The organism is Saprospiraceae bacterium, from assembly GCA_016713025.1.
Lineage (GTDB): Bacteria > Bacteroidota > Bacteroidia > Chitinophagales > Saprospiraceae > OLB9.
This window is the reverse complement of sequence record JADJPZ010000004.1, coordinates 1,260,328-1,281,662: the sequence shown is the minus strand read 5'-3', so window position 1 is coordinate 1,281,662 and position 21,335 is coordinate 1,260,328. Positions and strand designations below refer to the sequence as shown.

Below are 21,335 nucleotides of genomic sequence, written 5' to 3'. Positions count from 1 at the left end.
AAAAAAATAGACGCCTTAATCACAATTTGGCTTTATTTTCGTTAAGTATAGTGTATTTAGAATTTTGTTCAAGTTATTATTTCGTTAAAAGTGCGGAAGAAATTAAACTATATTGAGAAATTTATATATTTGTTGAAGTTTGTTAATCATTAAAAATTAATATTTCTATGTTGGAAAAAATAAAAAATAAAAAATTACTGGTTTTGATGCCTTTGACATTAGTCTTATGTTCATTTTTTATCAATAATCCTGTCTTTGAAAAAATTGTAAAAAGATTGGATTATCTGATTTACAACTTTCCCCACGAAAAGGTGTATGTGATTACAGATAAGCCACATTACATTTTGGGAGATACGATTTGGTTTAGTGTAAAGGCTACTGATGCATCGTTGCATGAAAAAAATAATGTATCAAATCTTGTTTATGTTCAGCTTGTAGATGATAACAGCAGTATCAAAACAAAACTTAAAGTACCTGTCATTGCTAAAAATGGAAAAGGGTACATTCCTTTGGATTATGAATTGGAAGAAGGTAACTATACCATTCAGGCGTTTACCTCATACATGTTGAACTACGACACAAAATACATTTTCTCCAAAGAAATAAAAATTTGGAAAGCAAATTCAATGGCTACTGGTCAGGAGATACAAAATTCTACTGTTCCTAAAAATGATAATTTCAATATTCGATTTTTTCCGGAAGGAGGTCAATTAGTCGAAGGCATTGAGACTGTAGTTGCTTTTGAAGCACTTAATAATGCCGGCCAACCTGCAGAAGTTACGTTATCCATCAAAGATGGTGAAGGTAATCCCATAGTTCAATCAAAAACCCTTCATGACGGAATGGGGATATTTACCTTAAAACCAACTTCAGGAAAAAAATATATTGTAGAGGCCAATAATCAAAAGTATGAATTGCCAGAAATTCTACCTTCAGGATATGGTATCAGAGTTATGAATAGAAACAATGACAATTTTAATGTAGTCCTTAACACAAATATTCAAGGTGGTCTTGATGGTGCATTTTTGATTTGTCATACCAGAGGAGAAGTGTTTTACACTAAAGATGATCTGAAAGGTAATACCATAAATGTAAAAATTGAAAAAAGTGATATTTCTTCAGGAGTCTCACAAGTGACCCTATTCAATAAGGATGGTGTGCCTGTAGCTGAAAGAACTATATTTGTCAATAATATCAAAGATTCACCTATAGTCAAGGTGGAGATGCCATATGCTTTCCAAAATCCACGAAGTAAAGCGGAAGTAACATGCCAAATTTCTGATCCTGTCGGAGTTCCTATTCAAGGAGAATATGCAGTTTCGGTTATAGATGCAAATGAAGTCCATTATTCTCCAAATGACCTCGATATTAAATCCTATTTTTTGTTGAATTCTGACCTGACCCGTTCATTACGACATCCGGGTTTTTATTTCAAAGAGAATTCAGCTAAAAATATAATGCTCCTCGATATAGCCATGATGGTGCACGGATATACAAGAATCAAAAGTGATGCTTTACTTGACGAAGCTGATCCGGCCATTACTTATGGACCAGAGCAAGGTGTCACCATAAGTGGTACAGTGCTGAAAGATGGTAAACCACTAAGAAATGCCAAAGTAGATATAAGTATCCTGGAAGGAGCCGGATATGCCGACCAGGCAAGTACTAATGCAAAAGGAAGATTTGCATTTTATAATGTTCCTGCATACAAAGGCCAAACAGTGTTCCTGCGGTCTTATGAAGAAGCCAAGAAAGGTAAAAAAATAGAATCATCAGACAAAGTAGAATTAGAAATAGATCAGGATAAAGATTTGCAAGTGCTTGCGGGTTACACCAATAGGATAAACTGGCAAAAAGACTTCAATCCCTATGAATTTCTTATGACATCACTTGAAAAAAACAGAAATGATTCTTTATATACATCAATGTCTGTTCAGTTGGATCAGGTGACTATAAAGGTGTCGAGAACAAAAAGAGACGCCATCATAGCAAAAGAAAGGGGCATTATTTATCCCAGATATGATTCAAGGGTTTTTATGGATTCTCTAAAATTTTTTAACCCTACTTGGACTGTATATGATTTTGTGGTCAATACAACTCCGGGAGCTGAATATGTAGGAAGAAATTCCGGGGATCCATCTATACGTTTCAGGGGAGGATTAAATTCTCTGGGGACTGTGAGACCAGCTGTATTTTACCTTGACGGAGTGCCTATTTCTTCTACTGTTGTCAGTACTATTGATATCAATACAGTTGATTTTATTGATGTCCTTAGGGGCCTGCCTGCTACTACAATGTATGGTAACGATGGCATGGGAGGTATTATACACATTTACACCAGACTCAAAAGTGCTCAACCACAAAAAAGAGATAAAAAGAAAAATGTTGCCAAATATATTGCAGAGGGATTTCATGAAGCACGTGAATTTTATAGTCCGGACTATGGGGCAAAATCACAAATAGCCGGCAAACCTGATGTCCGTAACACTTTGTACTGGTCACCACTTATTAAGTCTGATGCAAATGGGAAATCTGATTTTTCTTTTTACACTTCAGACAAAAAATCAAAATACATCATCAATATACAGGGAATGACCCTAGACGGGAGACCTTTTACAGGGTACAGTATTTTCGAAGTAAAAAGTAGTATGTAGAATGATAGTTTTGGTTATGGATACTTAGGTTTTTTAAATTTAAAATAGAATAGAATACTATCCTATCCTATCTATGTTAGAGGATGGATGTAGATTGCTGAAAAAGAAGGATTTATAATCTGGATATATGTCTTATTACATTTAACTCTCAAAGCAATAGCGCATCCTATTATTTCCCAACAGGCAGATTAAAAAAATCATACCGTTGAAACGTCTGCATATATTTGTTCCAGGGTGTGTTGCGGTGGCTATTACTTCCGAAGTATGTCGAAATCATTTCAAATGTCTTGATATCCTGAAAACCAGGAATAGCCTGAATGATGTTGAAATCTTCGTCCATGAATACCATGGATGGATAGCTCATTTGTCCTTGCAGCAATTGCGCAGCCAATTCATGATAGCCCCGATTACCACTTTTGACAAACTTATATTCCTGACCTTTTAGTGATATAGAGGTCTCCATTTCAGCATCAAATTTGACAGCGTAGTAGTTTGAATTGATATATTTTGCAATGTGCTCTTCTGCAAAAGTGGTTTTATCTAATTTTTTACACCAACCACACCAGTCGGTGTAGATATCTACAAATATCTTTCTTTTTTCCTTTTTGGACTTTTCAATAGCCTCTTCCCATGTCAACCATTTGATTCGGTTTTGACCGATGACGTGAGTAGAAAGTGATAAGACAAATAACAATAAAATTACCCTCATTATGTTTATTCCAAAGGACTTATTAAAATAATTATGAATGCAAAGATAACACCATATATATACTAAAAGATACAGTTTTAGCCAAACTTAAATTAATTTTAACAGAATTGAAGTAATGAAGGCTGAGATTATGCCGAAGATAGAGAAGTAAAAGGATAATGTACTGAAAATACATTTGTCCATAAAGGGAATTGTCCGGAATTATATCTTGCACGCATGTCGGCTGATTAGCCTGATACCTGAATTTGTCATCACATATACCTCCGTGTAAAACAGGTTGAACTCTGAAGATTTCCCTTCTAAGGAGACATAAAAAGTACCTTTGCCAGTAACAACGGCAGTATTATCTACAATTCTTACTGTTGATTCCTGTACTCTCACATCATTATAAGTAAGTTTTCCGGATAAGATATTGGCTATCACTTCTGTTTTGTTTTCTTTCCAGCCATTGGAGTGGATATAAAACACATCATCATGGAGTAGGGTAGTGAGGGAGTCTATTTGTTTGTCAACAAGCCATTTAAACTTTTTTAAATGTAGATTTTGAATTTTGATGCGCAACTCATTTTCGTTGTGTAGCATTTGGATGACTTCCACAGGAAAATCTGTGACAAGGATGTCTAATTGCTTTTTTCTGATGAATGAGTGATAAAAATCAGAAGTCTCAGGCGCCGTCTTTTTATTCCATAACTCTCGTGGATCACTGATTAACGGAGTGTTTGCTTTGTCAAGATAATTTATAAGGGAATCAGGTGTCGAATCTGTCACGTATGTTCCTAAACGATGATGATGATTTTGAAGTTTTTTATATTCATTAAATTCTTCATCATTAGAAACCAGCATAGATATCATAGTATTTTTTGTACATTCTAAAGCCTTTTTTGTATTTTCAACAGAAAAAGTCAAAACTATTGATCGGTCTGCCATTTTAAATTTACTTAAAAGCACATCAATTTTTGGATACAATTCTATATCTTTTATGTCGAGCATTAAATAAATGGGCTTGTCGGCAGCAAAAAGTAAATACTCTTCAAATGATACCATCTTAAAAGTAGTCATTGCGCCATGTTGAGACTTTAAGTTGATTTTTTTCAGGTATTCTGATGATTTAGAAGATATCTCTCCTGTATCATTGGTGGTTCTATCCAATGTATTATCATGCATCAGCCAAATTTTCCCGCCTTGATCGCTTCTCAGATCAATTTCAATCATAATAGGCCGTTGACTGATTTTATTCAATATAAAGTCGGTCACTTCAATGCTATTCTCCGGGTAACCGGAATAATACCCACCTCTATGGCCACAAACTAATGGATGTGATTCTGCCAGTAATTGCTTTAAACTTTGATTTTGTCCAAGAGTGACATAGGAAGCTAAGCAAATGCAAATTGTAATAAATTTGGATTTTAACATCGTATTGAATTAAAACAAAAAAGTCAGGCAAATTATAAATCTTGCCTGACTCTTATAAAAAATAAATATTTCTAAAATTAGTTGAAAGTATATCTTATACCCAACTGCGCTTGCCAGACATTATCCACATTGATACTCTTTCTGAAAGCATCTTGTAAAAGTATCGTCTTGCCATCTACCACTTGAGTTGCAAGTCTGAAAGAAGGTATTCCATCTGCACCTGTTGATGCTACTGACAAAGGGTTGTTGGTAGTTGTTGCCCAACCAACTCCCCATTTGTTATTGAGAAGATTTCCAAAATTAATCATATCCAATCTGATCTGAAAACCATTTTTCTTACCTCCGATTTTAAATGTCACATCTTGAATCACCGCCAGATTGACTCTTGTAAACCATGGGAATTCCCCTTCATTTCTTTCAGCATAAGTACCTCTTTTTGAATTAAAATATTCATTGTTTGAAATAAATTTTTCAAAAGCTTCAACTTGCTGAGCAGGTGTAAATAGTACAGTTGGGTCAGTTGATGAAACATTAATATTTGAGAATTTAATATCAGATGCATTTTTCGGAATGAAAATTAAATCATTGTTCTGACCATCTCCATTAAGGTCATTACCATAAGTGTAAGAAATGGGTCCTCCTGCATTTGATTCAAAACCTAAAGTAATGGTAGTACCTCCACCAATTTTATCACCATACTGAATATTATAAGTAAGATAACCTACAAATCTATGTCTTCTATTCTCATCGCTAAGTGTTTCATCCAGGAAATTTTGACCTCGTACAGTTGGCATATTTGCCTGAACCGTACTACCTACTGATTGCATATCCCTTGCATTTCCATATGTATAACCCAACAAACCACCGATTCCATCAATGGCCGCTTTTTCGAGTTTTGCCGTAAGTGAGTAAGATTGACCTATATCTGTATTTCTTAAAACAAAAACATTACTTGTTGCCGCATTAATAAATCTAGTGGCTGGATATCTTTCTCTAGTGTCCGGACCAGAGAACTTTCTGTCAGCATTATTTAGGTTGGCATCAATATATCTTAATCCATGTATGGTTTTGTTATAAATACCTTCTATAGTTGCAGAAAATCCTTTTCCAAGATTTCTGTCAATGGCAAGGCTTGATTTCCAAATAGTCGGGTATTTAAGCCCATCAGAAGATGCGTTTATAACATAAGCCGGAAGTTTTGTAATGTCAGTTGTTGCAGGTATGTATTTTGTTTGGTCAAGAGTGAAAGGATAGTTTTTCGTATTATCAAATCTTGTTGCGACTGTATTCACACCATTATTACCCAACTGATTTGATACCAATACCTGAGGTATCCTTGAAACAAATATACCTGTACCGCCTCTAAGCTGCATTTTTCTGTCGCCGGTCAGATCATAATTAAATCCAATTCTTGGAGATAACAGAATGCCTGGCTGTGGAAATTCAGAAGTATTTATTTTAAGAGATTGACCATTTTCATCCTTGTAAGTTAAACCGGCTACTACAGGATTAAAAAAGTCTTTGGCAGTAGAATTGTCATAAGCAATATAATCAGCCCGCACTCCACCGGTAACTTTTAATCTGTCGTTGACTTTAAATTCATCCTGAATATAAGCTGACCATGTGGTTGTTTTTAGTACCTGTAGTGGTTCTGCACCACCAGGCAGCAGTGAATATCTTAAATTGTAACGGGCCAAAGTAACAGGTGAAACCGGATTATTTGGGTCGTTTTTGTATTGCAATGCAGCTGTTTTAAAATCAGCAATAGAATTATACGTATATACTCCATTTGATGCAGGGAAGAATACGTTATTGGAATTAAAATATTCAAATGCCAGACCTAAGGTAATTTGGTGATTTCCTGCAAATTTAGTTAAATTATTTGTAACGCTTAATGTAGAATAATTCAACTTATTGTTCGGAGTAAACGGGTCAAAGCCTATAGAAGTATAAGTTGAACCATCTTTAAGGATGTCAATTGTAGGGAACAATTGTGTTCTGTAACTTCTGTCTTCAATTTGTTTGTTATAACCCACTACAAGATTATTGGACAATGTTGGATTAAGTATTGAATTCAATTCCAGAGCAATCGATCTTGTGTTATCCTGTATAAAGTATCCGGTGTTTTCAGGTGATATCGCCAAAGCCCTGTTTGTTCTGTTTCCAAAACCAGCTGTGTTACTACTATTACTGTCGGAAATTCTTTGTCCTGATTCAGAATCGTGATGAGAATACCTTAAAGAAAGTTTGTGGTTATTATTTATGTTGTAATCAAAGCGAACCAGTCCTTTTGTACTTGTTATATCATTATTGTAACCATCTAATGCTCCTAAATCAAAATTAAAATTGGTTTTCATAAAGTTTGAGAGATCCTGCATATCAGATTCCAACACTCTGGAAACATTTCCAGTAGCACCTGGACGGTTAAGAACCCAATCCAAAGCTGGATTTGAACTCGTTAGTCTTTCAAAGTTTACAAAATAGAAAAGTTTATTTTTCACCAGAGCTCCACCTAATCGCATACCAAGAGTTTTTTCATCAACTTTAAAAGGTGGAAGGTCCTGTCCGTCAGCTTTGTTACCTGTTAAATCTGTAGTTTTTGTAAAAAAGTATGCTGAGCCGGATATTTCATTGGTACCTGATCGGGTAACTGCATTAATACCTGCTCCTGCAAATCCTGATTGCCTTACGTCATATGGAGTAACATTATACTGTACTTCCTCAAGTGCATCGAATGATATAGCCGTTGTACCGGTTCTACCTCCTGCCGATGCTGAAGATCCGAGACCGAAACCATTGTTAAATACAGATCCATCGATCGTAAAACTACTGAATCTTGAATCTTGTCCGGCAAAAGATCCTCTTCCATTTGAATAAACATTATATCTGGTAATATCATTAATAGTACGACCAATATTTGGTACTGAAGCAAGTGCATCTCTTCCAAAGGTTTGAGCAGCTCCGCTTCTGTCTGAACTAAACAAGTCATTTTTTGATGAAGTTACAACCACTTCACCAAGGACGACAGATCCTTCATTTAGCTTTGTATTAACATCTGCTGTTACTCCCAAAGACAAAAATATATTGTTATGGGTGAACTCCTCATAACCAATATATGATACTACAACAGTGTATGGTCCTCCGACCCTTAATCCCAATAAAGTGAAGCGTCCGGATTCATTAGTTGTAGTACCATACTGCGTACCTGAAGGTGTGTGTGTGGCCAACACCGTCGCTCCAATGAGCGCCTCTCCTTTATCATCAGTGACCTTACCGACCATACTGGATGTCGTCACCTGTGCCTGGACACCCAGACCCAGCATCAGAAATAAAAATAATTGTAAAATTCTCGTCTTCATAAATTTGTGATTTTGTGTGTTTAGGTTTACCTGACCTATAAATCAAAGAGTGATAGCTCAAGCAAAATTTGATAAATAAAATATTTACTTTTGGTTAAAAAATGTTCCGCAAAAGTAATACCTTAATATTAAAATAATGTTAAATTTTATATATATTTTTCTCATATTTATATTCTGATCCTATTAAAACTCTAAAAAAGATAGAAATATCCCCACTTCCATGATATTTTCAGTAATTTACTCACTCTTTTATAAAGAATCACATATTTTTGTTTTTGAAAATAAATACTGGTGTGATAAATTTTTCCCGGTTTCCATATTTGCGGATAGCTATTGCCTTGGTAGTAGGGGTATTCACTTTTCAGTACGTTAATCTTTCTTCTTGTCTTTTATCATACTCGTTGTTGCTAATATCTGTCTTGTATATAGCAGGAGAGTTGACACTTAAGGTGTATCATAATAAATCTTTTATCCAGGGCTTTATATTACTTTTGTTTGTATTCACTGCTGGAGGATGGCTCATTAAAGCTAAAAATAAAAAGCTATCGGAAAGCGTGCTCTCAGCATATGTAGATCAAAAAGTCACCATCTACGGAACGATCACTGAAATACTCAAGTCTTCAGGAAATCATAAATACCTCGCCGAACTGGAATACATCAAAACAGAAAATGGAGAAATCAGCAATGATGATTCAAAGATGATTGTGAAATTTTCGCAAAATGATTCACTGGCTTCATTATACAAACCCGGAGACAGGTTCCTGGCTCTTGCTGCAATAAAAACTATTCCAAAAAACACCAATCCAGAGGCCTTTGATTATAGTGCTTATTTGAAATCAAAAGATATTGTTTTCCAGACATTTGTACCGCCGGGGCTACATTTGAGAGATTCAATTGATAGCGTGAGTCTATTAAAGAGGACTGTTGGAAATACATCTGATTATGCAACCCAAACATTGAATAAATATATCACTGATCAGGAAAACAATAGTATCGCACAGGCATTACTACTTGGACAAAAGCTTTTGCTTTCAGAAGATATTTACAAAAGCTATACAGATACCGGCGCTATTCATGTATTGTCAGTATCAGGACTGCATGTAGCTATTTTTATCAGTTTGTTTGTGTGGATCATGTCACTTATTAGTTCAAGTAACTCCGGTTGGAAATTTTTCAAAGTTGTGATTCTTTTATTTATCGTATGGTTTTATGTGGTACTTACGGGATTATCGCCATCAGTAGTCAGGGCTGGAGCCATGGTGTCTCTGTATATCATAGGTACACATTTTTTTAAGGGCACAAACAGCTTCAATCTTTTGTCCATCGCAGCTATATGTATGCTTATCTACAATCCATTCTACCTGTTTCAGGTTTCTTTTCAGTTTTCATTTCTTTCTTTGCTGAGTATCTTGTACTTCCAGCCCAAAATAGCTTCCTGGTGGCAGCCTTCGAGCAGAGTACTTAAATTTATTTGGGATCTCATCAACGTCTCACTTGCAGCGCAGATTCTGGTTTTTCCGGCTACTGTATTTTATTTTCATCAGTTTCCTGTTTATTTTGCTGTAAGCGGCATTGTAGCGGTGCCATTGGTGACTATCATTATATATGTAGGCACGATGCTGATCGCTTTTGAATCTGTATTTTCGGCTGTAAATATTGCCTTAGGCCCGATCCTGAATTTTTTGCTTGAATGTTTAAATGGTTCTATCAAATTCATAAGCAGCTGGCCTTCAAGTACCATTTCGGGTATTTGGATCAGTCACGTTGAATTGCTTTTTTTACTTCTATTTGTTATTCTTCTGATCCTGTGGTTGGAGACCAGAAATTACAAGGTGTTTTATTCTATGCTGTTATTGGCATTTTTAGTATTGTTGGATAATGGGTTTAGAATGGCCAAGCAAGAGACACAATCCAAAATGTTTGTTTATGATACTTTTGGTGCTAATTTGGTAGATATTATAGATGGGCAAAATATTTATTCCATTAAAACCGGTAAATTGCCTATAAAATCAGAAAACTTTGCAGCATTAAATAACAGGATGAAGCATGGTGTATCTGCTGTTGCAGATCTTACAACTTCAGATACGATCGGTAAGTTTTGGAGAGTCGGGACTAAAACAATCTACATCAACAATCACGACGAAAATCCTAAAAACATCAGATCACAAAATATAGATATATTGGTAATTACAAAAAACAAATACAATGACCCGGCTCTATGGTCAGAACGTTTTCATCCAGGTCATGTGATCATAGACAGAAATGTACCCGAATGGATTGATAAAAAATGGATAGAAGCTCAAGCAAAATATCAATTTGACCTTCATTCTATTAAAAAGAGTGGTGCAGCTATAATTAATTTGAAATAAAACTCAAAAAGTAGGCTAATCTGACGAAAATTTATCTGATTTTTGTGATTTGAAGGCGTGTACCCAAACAGTTACACCAAAAATCGTAAGTACTTAAAACATAAATAATACAATGAACAAATATTTATCACTAATAATTGGAATTTTCAACTGTATTGTTTTCTCTAATTTTTCAGTTAAAGCCCAAAATCCAAATATAGTATTGATCTTTATGGATGACCTTGGGTATGGTGATTTAAGTTGTACCGGAGCTCTGGGTTATCAAACCCCAAATTTGGACAAAATGGCCAGAGAAGGTATGTTATTTACCAATTTTTTGGCCACTCAAGCAGTTTGCAGTGCTTCGAGGGCCGCTATCTTAACGGGCTGCTACCCCAATAGAATAGGCATTTCCGGAGCATTGATGCCAAATAGTGAGAAAGGACTGCATCCTGATGAGATCACCATAGCTGAGATGTTGAAACAAAAAGGATACGCCACGGGTATATTTGGTAAATGGCATTTAGGTCATCATAAAGAATTTTTGCCACGTCAACATGGATTTGATGAGTTTGTCGGACTTCCATATTCCAATGATATGTGGCCAGTCGGATATGATGGGTTGTCAGCTTCACAAGCCCAAAGAAAAAATCAATATCCATTTTTGCCATTAATTGAAAATGATGCTAAAATAGCAGAAATAAAAACACTTGAAGAGCAAGCAAAACTTACCACCTTATATACTGAAAGGGCGGTTGGATTTATCAAAAAAAATAAAAAGAAGCCATTTTTTTTATATCTCCCGCATTCAATGCCACATGTACCTATAGCCGTTTCTGAAAAATTTAGAGGCAAGAGTAAGGTTGGTTTATTTGGCGATATGATGTTGGAAATAGATTGGTCGATAGGCGAAATATTAAAAACATTGAAGGATGCAGGGGTAGAAAAAAATACCTTGGTAATATTTACAAGTGACAATGGACCTTGGCTCAATTTTGGCAATCATGCGGGTTCGTCGGGTGGTTTTAGAGAGGGAAGGGGACAACGTATGAGGGTGGCCATAGAGTCCCCACCATCATGTCATGGAAAGGCACTACGAAACCTGGATTGGTTTGCAATCAATTGGTTACCACGTTAGATATTTTGCCCACCATTGCAAAAGTATGTGGTACACAGCTGCCAAAAAATAAAATTGATGGATTGGATTTCACTTCAATATTGAAAGGAAATGTAAATAAGCCCATAAGAGATACATTTTATTACTATTATAGAAGAAACTCATTAGAAGCTGTAAGATTGGGAAATTGGAAATTGGTATATGCTCATGAAGGGCGTACTTATGAAAATCAATTGCCGGGAGCAGATGGGTTTCCGGGACCTGCACCAGAAAACACTCCCGTGTCATCAGGATTGTACAACCTGAATAGGGACCCGGCTGAGCGATACAATGTGTATGATCAGCATCCTGATATTGTGGAGGCCATTAACAAAGCGGCGAATGTGGCCCGTTCAGACTTAGGGGATGATTTGACTAAAACCAATGGTCAGAATATCCGGCAATGTGGTTTTAAAAAATGAGATTCAATAGTATTTTTAGGAGACTTAAATTTTGCCATTGATATTTTATATTCCAATGTGCAATGTCCGGGTGTATTTCATTTTTTCGCTTCACATTAAAAATCATTATTCCATTATTTCGCGATTCAGGCAAGATGCCTGTCTATATGGCATCGTAGCTGGAAGCTACGACGAACAAACGAAACTTGAAAAGAAATCGAGCAAAGGGTGAAAAAAATGAAATGCACCCCAATGTCCGGATATTTTTCATGTTGGTAAAAATGGTTTAATTTTACATTTTTTATTCAAGTCATTTTGAATATAAATTAGATAATCACTCAAAACATATACTAATGAATGCCGTAATTTTCAGATATATCATCAGGTTTTTACTGTTAGGGGCCTTGTTCTATTGCAAACAATGGCTTACGATCAACAAACCAACCATTGATGGGCTGTATGATATATTGTACAGTGTAGTTAGTTTTTTACTTCTCTTTACAGTAGTCAATATTGTTACCGCCATTTTAATCATTACTTATAGGTTACGCAAAAATATACCATACAAGTACACTGACAATGTCATTAACGGGATTAATAATTTGTATTACATCATTGTAACAATAGGAGTGATGCTTATGATTCTTGGTTTTTGGGGCATAGATTTAAAAAATTTATTGACATCACTAAGTATTGTAGCGGCGGCTATTGCAATCATTTCAAAAGAATATGTAAGTTGTATCATTAGTGGTATCATCATCAGTTTTTCAAAAGAGATCAACATCGATGATTATGTCAGAATAGGTGACACAAAAGGTAAAATCCTGGACATCAACCTGACAAAAATCACAGTCCTAAATGAAGATGATGATGTTATTTACATTCCAAATGATAGGGCATATATGGCGGACATCATCAATTATACCAAGAAAGAAATTAAAAAGGTTAGTATCGATTTTGAGCTTGGAATGGAATATCACACCACTATCGAACAGCTTGAAAAGAGTCTTTCTGTTGCACTTAAAGAATATTATCAGTTTATTGAGCCCAACTCATTTAATATCAAGATAGTAGATGTCCATCATGATTATTTATCTTTAAAATTTCAGTACAAATTTAAAGAAGTGAACAGGGAAATAGAAAAGATGATCAGGAAAAAAACCATCCGACTTATTGCTAATCTCATCAAAAAAGACATTGAAGGATGACCATTTTGACTTCAATATTTCCTATTCAACTATTTCCTATTCAACTATAAGCTTTTCAACTATTTTTTTTGATTGGCTTACAATCGGTAAAAAAAAAAATATTATTTTTTTTGGAAATTTCAAGAATACTTTGATATTTGTAGAGTAATTTAGAGTATGTTTAAAATTTTTTTTAGTTGTAAATCAAGAGATTATGGTTCTGGCGATAAAATAATTAACGAATTTAGTGAACTAAATGAGGCGATTATTTTGAAGCCAGGTTCATAATATATTGATTTTAAGGCAATAAAAATTTAAACATACTCTTATATTTATTAAACAATCAAAATCAATTGATAATAATATTTTTGTGAATTGTCATGAAAAATAATAAGCAAAAAAAGAATTTGAAAAAACCTGAATTTGATGACATGGATTCTTTGAAGATAAAGAAAAAGACCCATTCAGGAGATGAAAAAGTAAATATCAAGTCCAGAAAATTCTGGGATGAAATTTATGAAGATGAAGAAGATAACTTTGATAAATTGCTGCGGGAATAATAACTATTTGTATCCGTATTTCCCCTGAATTTACAACATTAACAAATTATTATGAGCAATTGTAGTAACAAAACTGCAATTTGCACGTATATATAATTATAATTTACAACCCATGAACAATTTTTTTAAAGTGTAAAATCTTTCTTTGTAAATTTGTTTACAAAAACAAAGAGAGTAGTCACTTTTCCTCAGGAGGAGGAACAGGACTTATTTATCGGTGTTTAATAAATTTTTGAGTGGATTCCCCCTAATCACTCAATATCTTTTAGCGCCTACAGTATGAATCGAATTATTAGAAACTAAGATTATTCCTTAGGTCTTGCTATTCATGCTTAAAATGTTAGATTGTAAATTGTCTTGGTTTACTATCTAACATTTTTTTTTGTATTTTACCAACCGTATTTTAGATTTTTACGTCTTACCTTTATAGTTTATTACAAATCTTATCAATTGGCCTTTAGTGGCAAATGATGACCATTTAAATTAAAGAATACTGTAATACAAAAGGCACATATTTCATTTGAGCGAATATTACAATAATGACCAAGTAATCCTGGATGGATGCAAAAGAAATGACAGAAAGTCACAGGAAGCACTATACAGAAAATATTTCAGGAAATTGTTTCTGATGTGCTACAGGTATTCCAATGACGAGAATAAAGCCAGTGAAATAGTCAATGATGCTTTTTTAATTATTCTTAAAAATATTCAAAAATACGAGGGAAAAGGTTCATTTGAAGGATGGATCCGTCGTATTACATTCAATGCCATTGCAGATCACTTCAGGAAAGAAAAGCGAGGTATAAAGTTTCTTTTTATAGATGAAACAGCACATGCCGGGATTTCAGACAATACTGTGTACTCTGATCAATTGGATTATGAGCATATCCTGAATAAAGTCTATACACTTCAGGGACATTTTAAGGATGTTTTTATCAAATATGCTATAGAGGGTTACAATCATAAAGAAATAGGAGAGGAGCTCAATATTTCTGAAGGTACATCTAAATGGTATCTCTCAGAAGCCAGAAAAAAATTGCAATTACTTTTTAATTCAAGCCTAAGCGACATAAAATATGGACGATAACAGAATAAATCAACTTATGGATGAGGGCTGGAAAAAGCTCAATCTAACTTTAGAATCCGAATTGCCTGTCAAAAAGGATAGAAAGTTTGTATACGTTTGGCTGGTTTTGGCAGGATGTGTACTGGCAGGCCTTAGCTATTATCAATTATATCCAACAGCTGAAAATTTAAATATAGAAATAGATAGAAATCCAAAATCTCAAAATGAAATCATCGCCCATCAAAGAGGACAAAAAGATGATGATGTTGATAAAAGTGAAACAGACAAAAAAAATGTAAAAGTCAACACCATATCTGCAAATAACTCGGCTATAAATGTAACTCTGAACGAAAATACTGCTAACTCCAATCGATCAGTGGATAAAGTAGAAATTAAAAGCTTATGGCCAGCCAATCAAACTCCAATATCTTTTGATCATATTAAGCCAAAATTTAAGGAAGCAGCACCACAAACAAACCATGTAGATCAACAAAGTGAAACCTTTTCATTGCAGAAATTGTCAAGTGACATCAACCGAAAAGAAAATGTTGAAGATCTAAAATATGAAAATAGTCTTATTAATAAGGAAGATGTTAAGAACGATGCTATTAAAAAAGAAGGAATATATGCCATTTCCAATTTACCTGTAGATGCGATGGTTCCTTTATCATCAAATTATGTAACTAAAATACAAATTGCTCCGGTTAAGACAGTGAAAGACTACAAAGTACATTATGGCCTAAAAACAAGTGCTGCATTTACAGGTGTGAAAGCACCCGGAAGTTTTAAAATTGGTGGTTACGCTCAAAAAATTATAAACAGGCGTTGGAATACAGAATTAAGCTTGCAGTATCAAAAATATTTTCAATATCAGGTAATCCATCACAATGGACAAAGTATAAATAATATCTTGTACCAAAATGCTCAGGTCACGGCAAGCAGTCCATCAGGAAGGGCTGTAAGTTCTGCTTTTATAAGCAATAGTAAGACACTGACAATTAATCAATTAGATTTTGTTGATGAAACTATATTGTCAAACTCTGTCAATAGCCTACACCTTATCAATGCAGAAATTAATGCCGGGTACAAAGTCCTGAGTAAATGGAATTTAATAGGTGGTTTGGGCATCAGCAGGAGGATACGCACAGCATATGAACTCAATGAGACCAATATGGCATTGTATAGTAACCTTGGCAATGATCTATTGCAAAAATCACAACTAACATCAGGTAACCAATTAATAAGAAAGTGGATTTATTCTGGATCAGTGGGAGTGGAGTACAATGCATCTGAGAAAATGTCCATAAGATCCTCAGTAGTTTATACGCCTGTTTTATTCAATAGTCAACTTTTCAGCACCACATCAAAGGATCAGGATAATTCTTCATTATCATTTGAAGTTTTAAAGATTACGAGTGACAAGAATGCTATAAATTTACTTATACCTGATCAGGGCAAGATATCATTTGAATTGGGAATACTTTACAAACTGAAATGATATTCATTTGCTTTAAAATAACATCAAGATCCTTACTTAATCACAACGAATGTAGTTTTAGCAATTTAGATTATAAGTGAAGTCTGTCCTTACGGCTTAGCAATGTTTCTTTTGTCTCAACACGGTCTGGGTCTGGTACGCAGCAATCAACAGGACAGACTGCGGCACATTGCGGCTCTTCATGGAAACCAACACATTCTGTACATTTGTCAGGTACAATAAAATAGTAGTCATCCATCACAGGCTTTTGTTTTGTTTCGGCATCTACAGTTGCACCATTTTCGAGAGTATAACTTCCTTTCAGGTTAGTACCATCCTTAATAGTCCACTCTATGCCACCTTCATAAATGGCATTATTAGGGCATTCGGGTTCACACGCGCCACAATTGATACACTCATCAGTTATTATAATAGCCATAATAAATTATAATTGTTGAAATACGACGCAAAGTTATAGTTCTTAATCTATTGATTGCTTCTTTTCTATAAAGATACTTGTTAATGTATTGATAATGGAAAGGGCAACATAAGCCAGTACAATATATGAAACAGCTTCATATCTATAGATAAGAATAATCAGGACGGCCACAACAGCCATAATGTATTGAAAAATATTATCTTTCCAATTTTTGGTCATTCCTTTTGTTGAAAACATTCTGAACCCAAAACTGACCATCAGAATACCCATAAATAGGGGAGTGATAAAATAATTTGTTTTAGATCCGAAAAATTCTATAAAGGGCATACTGTCATTTTCAATAGCAATGATTATTCCTATAAAAAACAATGCATTTGCAGGTATAGGTAAGCCCATAAAGTAAGGCTTCGAAGGAGAAGAATTAAATTTTGCAAGACGAATAGCGCCACCAATCACGATAAAAGCTACCGCCGATATAGTAAATAAACCGTTTTCAGGGTCGGGAGAATACAATGCATACAGATAGGCTGGTGCCACACCAAAACTTATCACATCTGCAATGGAATCAAGATGTTTGCCAAACTCACTTTGGGCATTCAATGCTCTGGCAACCAAACCATCCAGACTATCAAATACAAAACTACATAATAGTAATATCGGACTCCAATAAAAATCACCTATCATAATTGCGGTAAATCCACAAAGTAAATTAAGTGAAGTGATGGCTGAAGGAATGTAATGTTTCAATGCTATTAAATTGTTTGGCAAAGATAAAAACATTTCAATGATATTAAAATTTCATCAGGCACCAAATATAAAACGATGGACGGATTGACATTAGATATCGGTGGTTCCATAAATCGAAAGTTGGTGCATATTTATTTGCTTGATAGGATGTACAGGGTTTTTGTTATTTTCTATTTAACATAATATTAATTATGGGAATTATTTGATTGTTGAAAACCTTGTTGAGAAACCAGAATATATCCACTGGAAAGTATTCCACAATCGTTTTCAAATATATCACTGTCACAGTTTATTACTTTTTATTTAAATTTTATTTGCATAAGTTATATAACTTCTTTTTCTTTGCAGCATCAAAACATTAAAATGAATTTTTTGAATACAAATTGGTGGTGGCTTTCGTTGAATCTCAAACCGGGAATGAGTTAGCCATACCATTGTATAAAATAAATAAAAGCGGCTTATCAGATTCCTGGTAAGCCGCTTTTGTTTTCAACAATTTCATATTGCACCTTTTAATATTAATAATTTATAATTATGTTGAGAGTCAAAACATCGTCGATGAAATTACTTTCAGATTTAACAACACCTGTAAGTATATTTTTAAAGTTAAGGGAACATTTTCCTGAAATATTATTATTAGAGAGTTCTGATTACTCGAGTAAAGAAGACAGCCAGTCATTTATTTGTTTTGATCCGATTTTGACATTACAATTTGAAAATGAACATTTCATATTTACAAATAAAATAACAGGAGAAACGGAAAATTCTTACGGTCAAAATTCGGTTGAAGCTATCACCAGATTCCTGAGTGAACTTGATTGCAACAATGATCTGATAACTGAACGCTTCAATGGTGTATTTGGTTATACAGGTTTTGACATGGTGCAGGAATTCGAAGGTGTGCAGTTTGATAGCTCCAAACCCAATTATGGAATTCCAGGGTTACGGTATGATTTTTTCAGAAATATCATTGTGTTTGATCACTTTTATGGTGAGTTATTTCTTATAGAAAATGTCATTGAAGGTCAAGACGAACATATTGACGAAGTATTAAGTATCATCAGTCGGCAGGATCATCAGACCTATCCATTTTTCCTATCCGGTGTGGAGCAAAAAAATATGGAAGACGACGATTATCTGAATATTGTAAAGAAAGCAAAATCCAATTGTCAGCGTGGCGATGTATTTCAAATGGTTTTATCCAGGAGATTTTCACAGGATTTTAAAGGAGATGAATTCAATGTATACAGGGCCTTGCGTTCTATCAATCCAAGTCCTTACCTTTTTTACTATGATTATAGCACTTATAGGATATTTGGGTCGTCTCCTGAGGCTCAGATGGTTGTCCATGAAGGTATTGCAGAAATCCATCCTATAGCTGGTACATTTCGTCGTACCGGTGATGATATTAAAGACCAGGAACTAGCCATGAAATTGCTGGAAGATCCCAAAGAAAATGCAGAACATATCATGTTGGTAGATTTGGCACGCAATGACTTAAGTAAAAATTGTCATGATGTCAAAGTGACAAATTATAAAGAAGTTCAATTTTTTAGTCATGTTATACATCTGGTATCTAAAGTAACGGGAGCAATCAACAAAGGAGTCAGTGGCTACCAAATATTTGCAGACACTTTTCCGGCGGGAACTTTATCCGGCGCCCCTAAATACAGGGCATTACAACTTATTGATGAATACGAGCCCACTACCCGCTCCTATTATGGCGGTGGTTTGGGTATGATCAAGTTAAATGGAGACTTGAACCATGCTATCATAATTCGTTCATTTTTAAGCAAAAACAATACTTTGCATTACCAATCAGGTGCAGGTATAGTTATAGACAGTATCCCGGAGAGTGAACTTCAGGAAGTACACAATAAACTTGCGGCTTTGAAAAAGGCATTAACAATGGGTGTAAACTTGTAAATAGTGAATGAGAAGATGAATAAATGCGAGAATCAAAGAATTACAAGATTAAATCTCATATAGAATGAATGACAAAGAAAAGTTTATAAGAGAGTTTAAATTGCGAACAAAGAAATTTGCTGTTGACATTATTTCACTTTGTGGTAATCTACAGGCAACAAATGCTGCGTCAGTTGTCTCATATCAAATTATGAAATCAGCAACATCTGTTGGTGCAAACTATAGAGCTGCGTCTCGTGGAAGACCTAAAGCTGAGTTTTACAGCAAAATTTGTATTTTATCATTCAATCATTTTATCATCCAAGCATTCAATCCATGAAAAAAGTTGTCATTATCGATAATTATGATTCATTTACATATAATCTTGTACATCTTGTAAATGAGATATTGGGAACAAAAACTGACGTGATCAGAAATGATCAGTTTGAACTCAAGGATTTGGAAAAATATGACTATATTATATTATCTCCTGGTCCAGGTATACCTGAAGAAGCCGGCCTTTTAAAAGAAGTCATACGTCGTTATGCAAATAGTAAAAAAATATTTGGCGTTTGTTTGGGACTACAAGCGATAGGAGAAGTATTTGGTGGGAAATTGAAGAATTTGTCTAAAGTATTTCATGGGATAAAGACCAATATCCTAAAAACGCAAATAAGTGATCCTATCTTGTATAATATTGAAGCATCCTTTGAAGCCGGAAGATATCATTCATGGGTGATTGACAGGGAGAATTTTCCTTCGGACCTTGTCATTACTGCAGTGGATGATCAAAATGAAATTATGGCAGCAAGACATAAAACCCTACAGGTATTTGGTGTGCAGTTTCATCCGGAGTCTATTATGACTCCCGATGGAAAAAAAATGGTTTCCAACTTTTTGAATCTTTAAAGAAAAAATATGAAACAAATATTAAATCAACTATTTGATCATCAGAAACTTACACGCGAACAGGCAAAAGAAGTTCTCATCAATATTTCTCAAGACAAATATAACGCTTCTCAGCTTGCTGCTTTTATCAGTGTTTACCTGATGAGAAATATTTCAGTAGATGAGTTATCAGGTTTCAGAGATGCTTTACTGGATTTATGTATCCCGGTAGATTTTGAAGATTTGCCCGTTATAGACTTATGCGGTACCGGTGGTGACGGGAAAAACACCTTTAATATCTCCACGCTGGCATCTTTTGTAGTGGCCGGTGCCGGATATCATGTGGCTAAACATGGAAATTATGGTGTATCGTCGGTAAGTGGTTCATCCAATGTGCTCGAGCATTTTGGTTTCAGGTTTTCAAATGATATTGATTTACTATACAAACAAATGGATAAGGCTAATATCTGCTTTCTTCACGCTCCCCTATTCCACCCTGCTTTAAAATCAGTAGGACCTATCAGACGTGAGTTGGGTGTAAAAACATTTTTTAATATGTTGGGTCCATTGGTCAATCCGGCACGTACTCAATATCAAAGTGTCGGTGTCTTTTCTTTAAAACTAGCCCGGCTTTATCAATTTATGCATGAACAAACCAATAAAAAATACTCTATTGTTCATTCTACAGATGGATATGATGAGGTATCACTTACAGGCTCGGTAAAACTTATAACCAATGGATTGGAACAATTAATTGAGCCTGCGCAGTTCGGCATGCCTAAATATACACAAAGAGACATTGATGGTGGAAATAGTGTTGAAGAAGCTGCAAAAATATTTTCAAATGTGCTTGAAAACAGTGGTTCTGCCGCGCAAAACGATGTAGTATTGGCCAACGCAGCATTAGGAATTCAATGTTTTGATCAAAATAAGTCCATAGCTGAATGTGTCTCAGAAGCTAAAGTATCTTTACAATCAGGTAGTGCACTTGCTTCTTTTAAAAGTTTAATTTCAACAGTTCAATAA

The 21,335-nt window shown here is 34.7% G+C and carries 15 protein-coding genes and 1 pseudogene; 11 read left to right on the top strand and 5 right to left on the bottom strand.

The genetic code is table 11. The features are described 5' to 3' along the window. Window positions 1-167 precede the first annotated feature (167 nt). Window positions 168-2,654, top strand: a complete 2,487-nt coding sequence (locus IPK35_11840; GenBank protein ID MBK8053931.1) for a TonB-dependent receptor plug domain-containing protein — start codon at window positions 168-170, stop codon at window positions 2,652-2,654. Between the two features lie 169 nt (window positions 2,655-2,823). On the opposite strand, the gene IPK35_11835 is transcribed toward IPK35_11840, so the two are convergent. From IPK35_11835 to IPK35_11825, 3 genes are all read right to left on the bottom strand, one after another. After that, the gene (locus IPK35_11835) at window positions 2,824-3,363 is read right to left on the bottom strand and encodes a DUF255 domain-containing protein (GenBank protein ID MBK8053930.1); all 540 of its coding nucleotides are present in this window, start codon (window positions 3,361-3,363) and stop codon (window positions 2,824-2,826) included. A 201-nt stretch (window positions 3,364-3,564) separates the two neighbouring features. Next, window positions 3,565-4,776, bottom strand: coding sequence for a DUF4440 domain-containing protein (locus IPK35_11830; protein ID MBK8053929.1), 1,212 nt, complete (start codon window positions 4,774-4,776; stop codon window positions 3,565-3,567). Window positions 4,777-4,853: 77 nt separating this feature from the next. Beyond that, entirely contained in the window at window positions 4,854-8,135 is a 3,282-nt protein-coding gene (locus IPK35_11825; GenBank protein ID MBK8053928.1) for a TonB-dependent receptor, read from the bottom strand. Window positions 8,136-8,428: 293 nt separating this feature from the next. Here IPK35_11825 and IPK35_11820 point away from each other — a divergent pair, with 293 nt between their 5' ends. From IPK35_11820 to IPK35_11795, 6 genes and pseudogenes are all read left to right on the top strand, one after another. After that, a complete protein-coding gene (locus IPK35_11820; GenBank protein MBK8053927.1) occupies window positions 8,429-10,504 on the top strand; it encodes a ComEC family competence protein in 2,076 nt (691 codons plus the stop codon). A 112-nt stretch (window positions 10,505-10,616) separates the two neighbouring features. After that, window positions 10,617-12,061, top strand: a pseudogene (locus IPK35_11815) (sulfatase). Window positions 12,062-12,393: 332 nt separating this feature from the next. Next, entirely contained in the window at window positions 12,394-13,248 is an 855-nt protein-coding gene (locus IPK35_11810; protein ID MBK8053926.1) for a mechanosensitive ion channel, read from the top strand. Between the two features lie 386 nt (window positions 13,249-13,634). Continuing rightward, entirely contained in the window at window positions 13,635-13,787 is a 153-nt protein-coding gene (locus IPK35_11805; GenBank protein MBK8053925.1) for a hypothetical protein, read from the top strand. A gap of 520 nt (window positions 13,788-14,307) precedes the next feature. Next, complete coding sequence (locus tag IPK35_11800; protein ID MBK8053924.1) at window positions 14,308-14,874, top strand: RNA polymerase sigma factor; 567 nt, start codon at window positions 14,308-14,310, stop codon at window positions 14,872-14,874. Beyond that, a complete protein-coding gene (locus IPK35_11795; protein ID MBK8053923.1) occupies window positions 14,864-16,351 on the top strand; it encodes an autotransporter outer membrane beta-barrel domain-containing protein in 1,488 nt (495 codons plus the stop codon). Before IPK35_11800 ends, IPK35_11795 begins: the two co-directional genes overlap by 11 nt. A gap of 70 nt (window positions 16,352-16,421) precedes the next feature. Here IPK35_11795 and IPK35_11790 read toward each other — a convergent pair whose 3' ends face one another. Together IPK35_11790 and IPK35_11785 are read right to left on the bottom strand one after the other, a co-directional pair. Further along, the gene (locus IPK35_11790) at window positions 16,422-16,769 is read right to left on the bottom strand and encodes a 4Fe-4S dicluster domain-containing protein (protein ID MBK8053922.1); all 348 of its coding nucleotides are present in this window, start codon (window positions 16,767-16,769) and stop codon (window positions 16,422-16,424) included. Between the two features lie 42 nt (window positions 16,770-16,811). Further along, window positions 16,812-17,516 (bottom strand): CDP-alcohol phosphatidyltransferase family protein, encoded by a 705-nt coding sequence (locus IPK35_11785; GenBank protein MBK8053921.1) that lies wholly within the window; start codon window positions 17,514-17,516, stop codon window positions 16,812-16,814. Between the two features lie 534 nt (window positions 17,517-18,050). Between IPK35_11785 and IPK35_11780 the strand changes: the two genes are divergently transcribed. The 4 genes from IPK35_11780 (at window position 18,051) to trpD (ending at window position 21,335) form a co-directional block, all read left to right on the top strand. Beyond that, window positions 18,051-19,442, top strand: coding sequence for an anthranilate synthase component I family protein (locus IPK35_11780; protein MBK8053920.1), 1,392 nt, complete (start codon window positions 18,051-18,053; stop codon window positions 19,440-19,442). 64 nt (window positions 19,443-19,506) lie between these two features. Then, window positions 19,507-19,761, top strand: a complete 255-nt coding sequence (locus IPK35_11775) for a four helix bundle protein (GenBank protein MBK8053919.1) — start codon at window positions 19,507-19,509, stop codon at window positions 19,759-19,761. Continuing rightward, window positions 19,758-20,330: an aminodeoxychorismate/anthranilate synthase component II gene (locus IPK35_11770; GenBank protein ID MBK8053918.1), complete on the top strand. Its 573-nt coding sequence runs from the start codon at window positions 19,758-19,760 to the stop codon at window positions 20,328-20,330. Before IPK35_11775 ends, IPK35_11770 begins: the two co-directional genes overlap by 4 nt. A 9-nt stretch (window positions 20,331-20,339) precedes the next feature. Further along, window positions 20,340-21,335: an anthranilate phosphoribosyltransferase gene (gene trpD / locus IPK35_11765; GenBank protein MBK8053917.1), complete on the top strand. Its 996-nt coding sequence runs from the start codon at window positions 20,340-20,342 to the stop codon at window positions 21,333-21,335.

Excerpts from the sequence above, each read along its gene's own strand:
- IPK35_11780 (MBK8053920.1), top strand. The coding sequence starts at position 18,051 with ATGTTGAGAGTCAAAACATCGTCGATGAAATTACTTTCAGATTTAACA.
- trpD (MBK8053917.1), top strand. The coding sequence starts at position 20,340 with ATGAAACAAATATTAAATCAACTATTTGATCATCAGAAACTTACACGC.
- IPK35_11830 (MBK8053929.1), bottom strand. The coding sequence starts at position 4,776 with ATGTTAAAATCCAAATTTATTACAATTTGCATTTGCTTAGCTTCCTAT.
- IPK35_11825 (MBK8053928.1), bottom strand. The coding sequence starts at position 8,135 with ATGAAGACGAGAATTTTACAATTATTTTTATTTCTGATGCTGGGTCTG.
- IPK35_11835 (MBK8053930.1), bottom strand. The coding sequence starts at position 3,363 with ATGAGGGTAATTTTATTGTTATTTGTCTTATCACTTTCTACTCACGTC.
- IPK35_11810 (MBK8053926.1), top strand. The coding sequence starts at position 12,394 with ATGAATGCCGTAATTTTCAGATATATCATCAGGTTTTTACTGTTAGGG.
- IPK35_11775 (MBK8053919.1), top strand. The coding sequence starts at position 19,507 with ATGAATGACAAAGAAAAGTTTATAAGAGAGTTTAAATTGCGAACAAAG.
- IPK35_11795 (MBK8053923.1), top strand. The coding sequence starts at position 14,864 with ATGGACGATAACAGAATAAATCAACTTATGGATGAGGGCTGGAAAAAG.
- IPK35_11790 (MBK8053922.1), bottom strand. The coding sequence starts at position 16,769 with ATGGCTATTATAATAACTGATGAGTGTATCAATTGTGGCGCGTGTGAA.
- IPK35_11840 (MBK8053931.1), top strand. The coding sequence starts at position 168 with ATGTTGGAAAAAATAAAAAATAAAAAATTACTGGTTTTGATGCCTTTG.
- IPK35_11770 (MBK8053918.1), top strand. The coding sequence starts at position 19,758 with ATGAAAAAAGTTGTCATTATCGATAATTATGATTCATTTACATATAAT.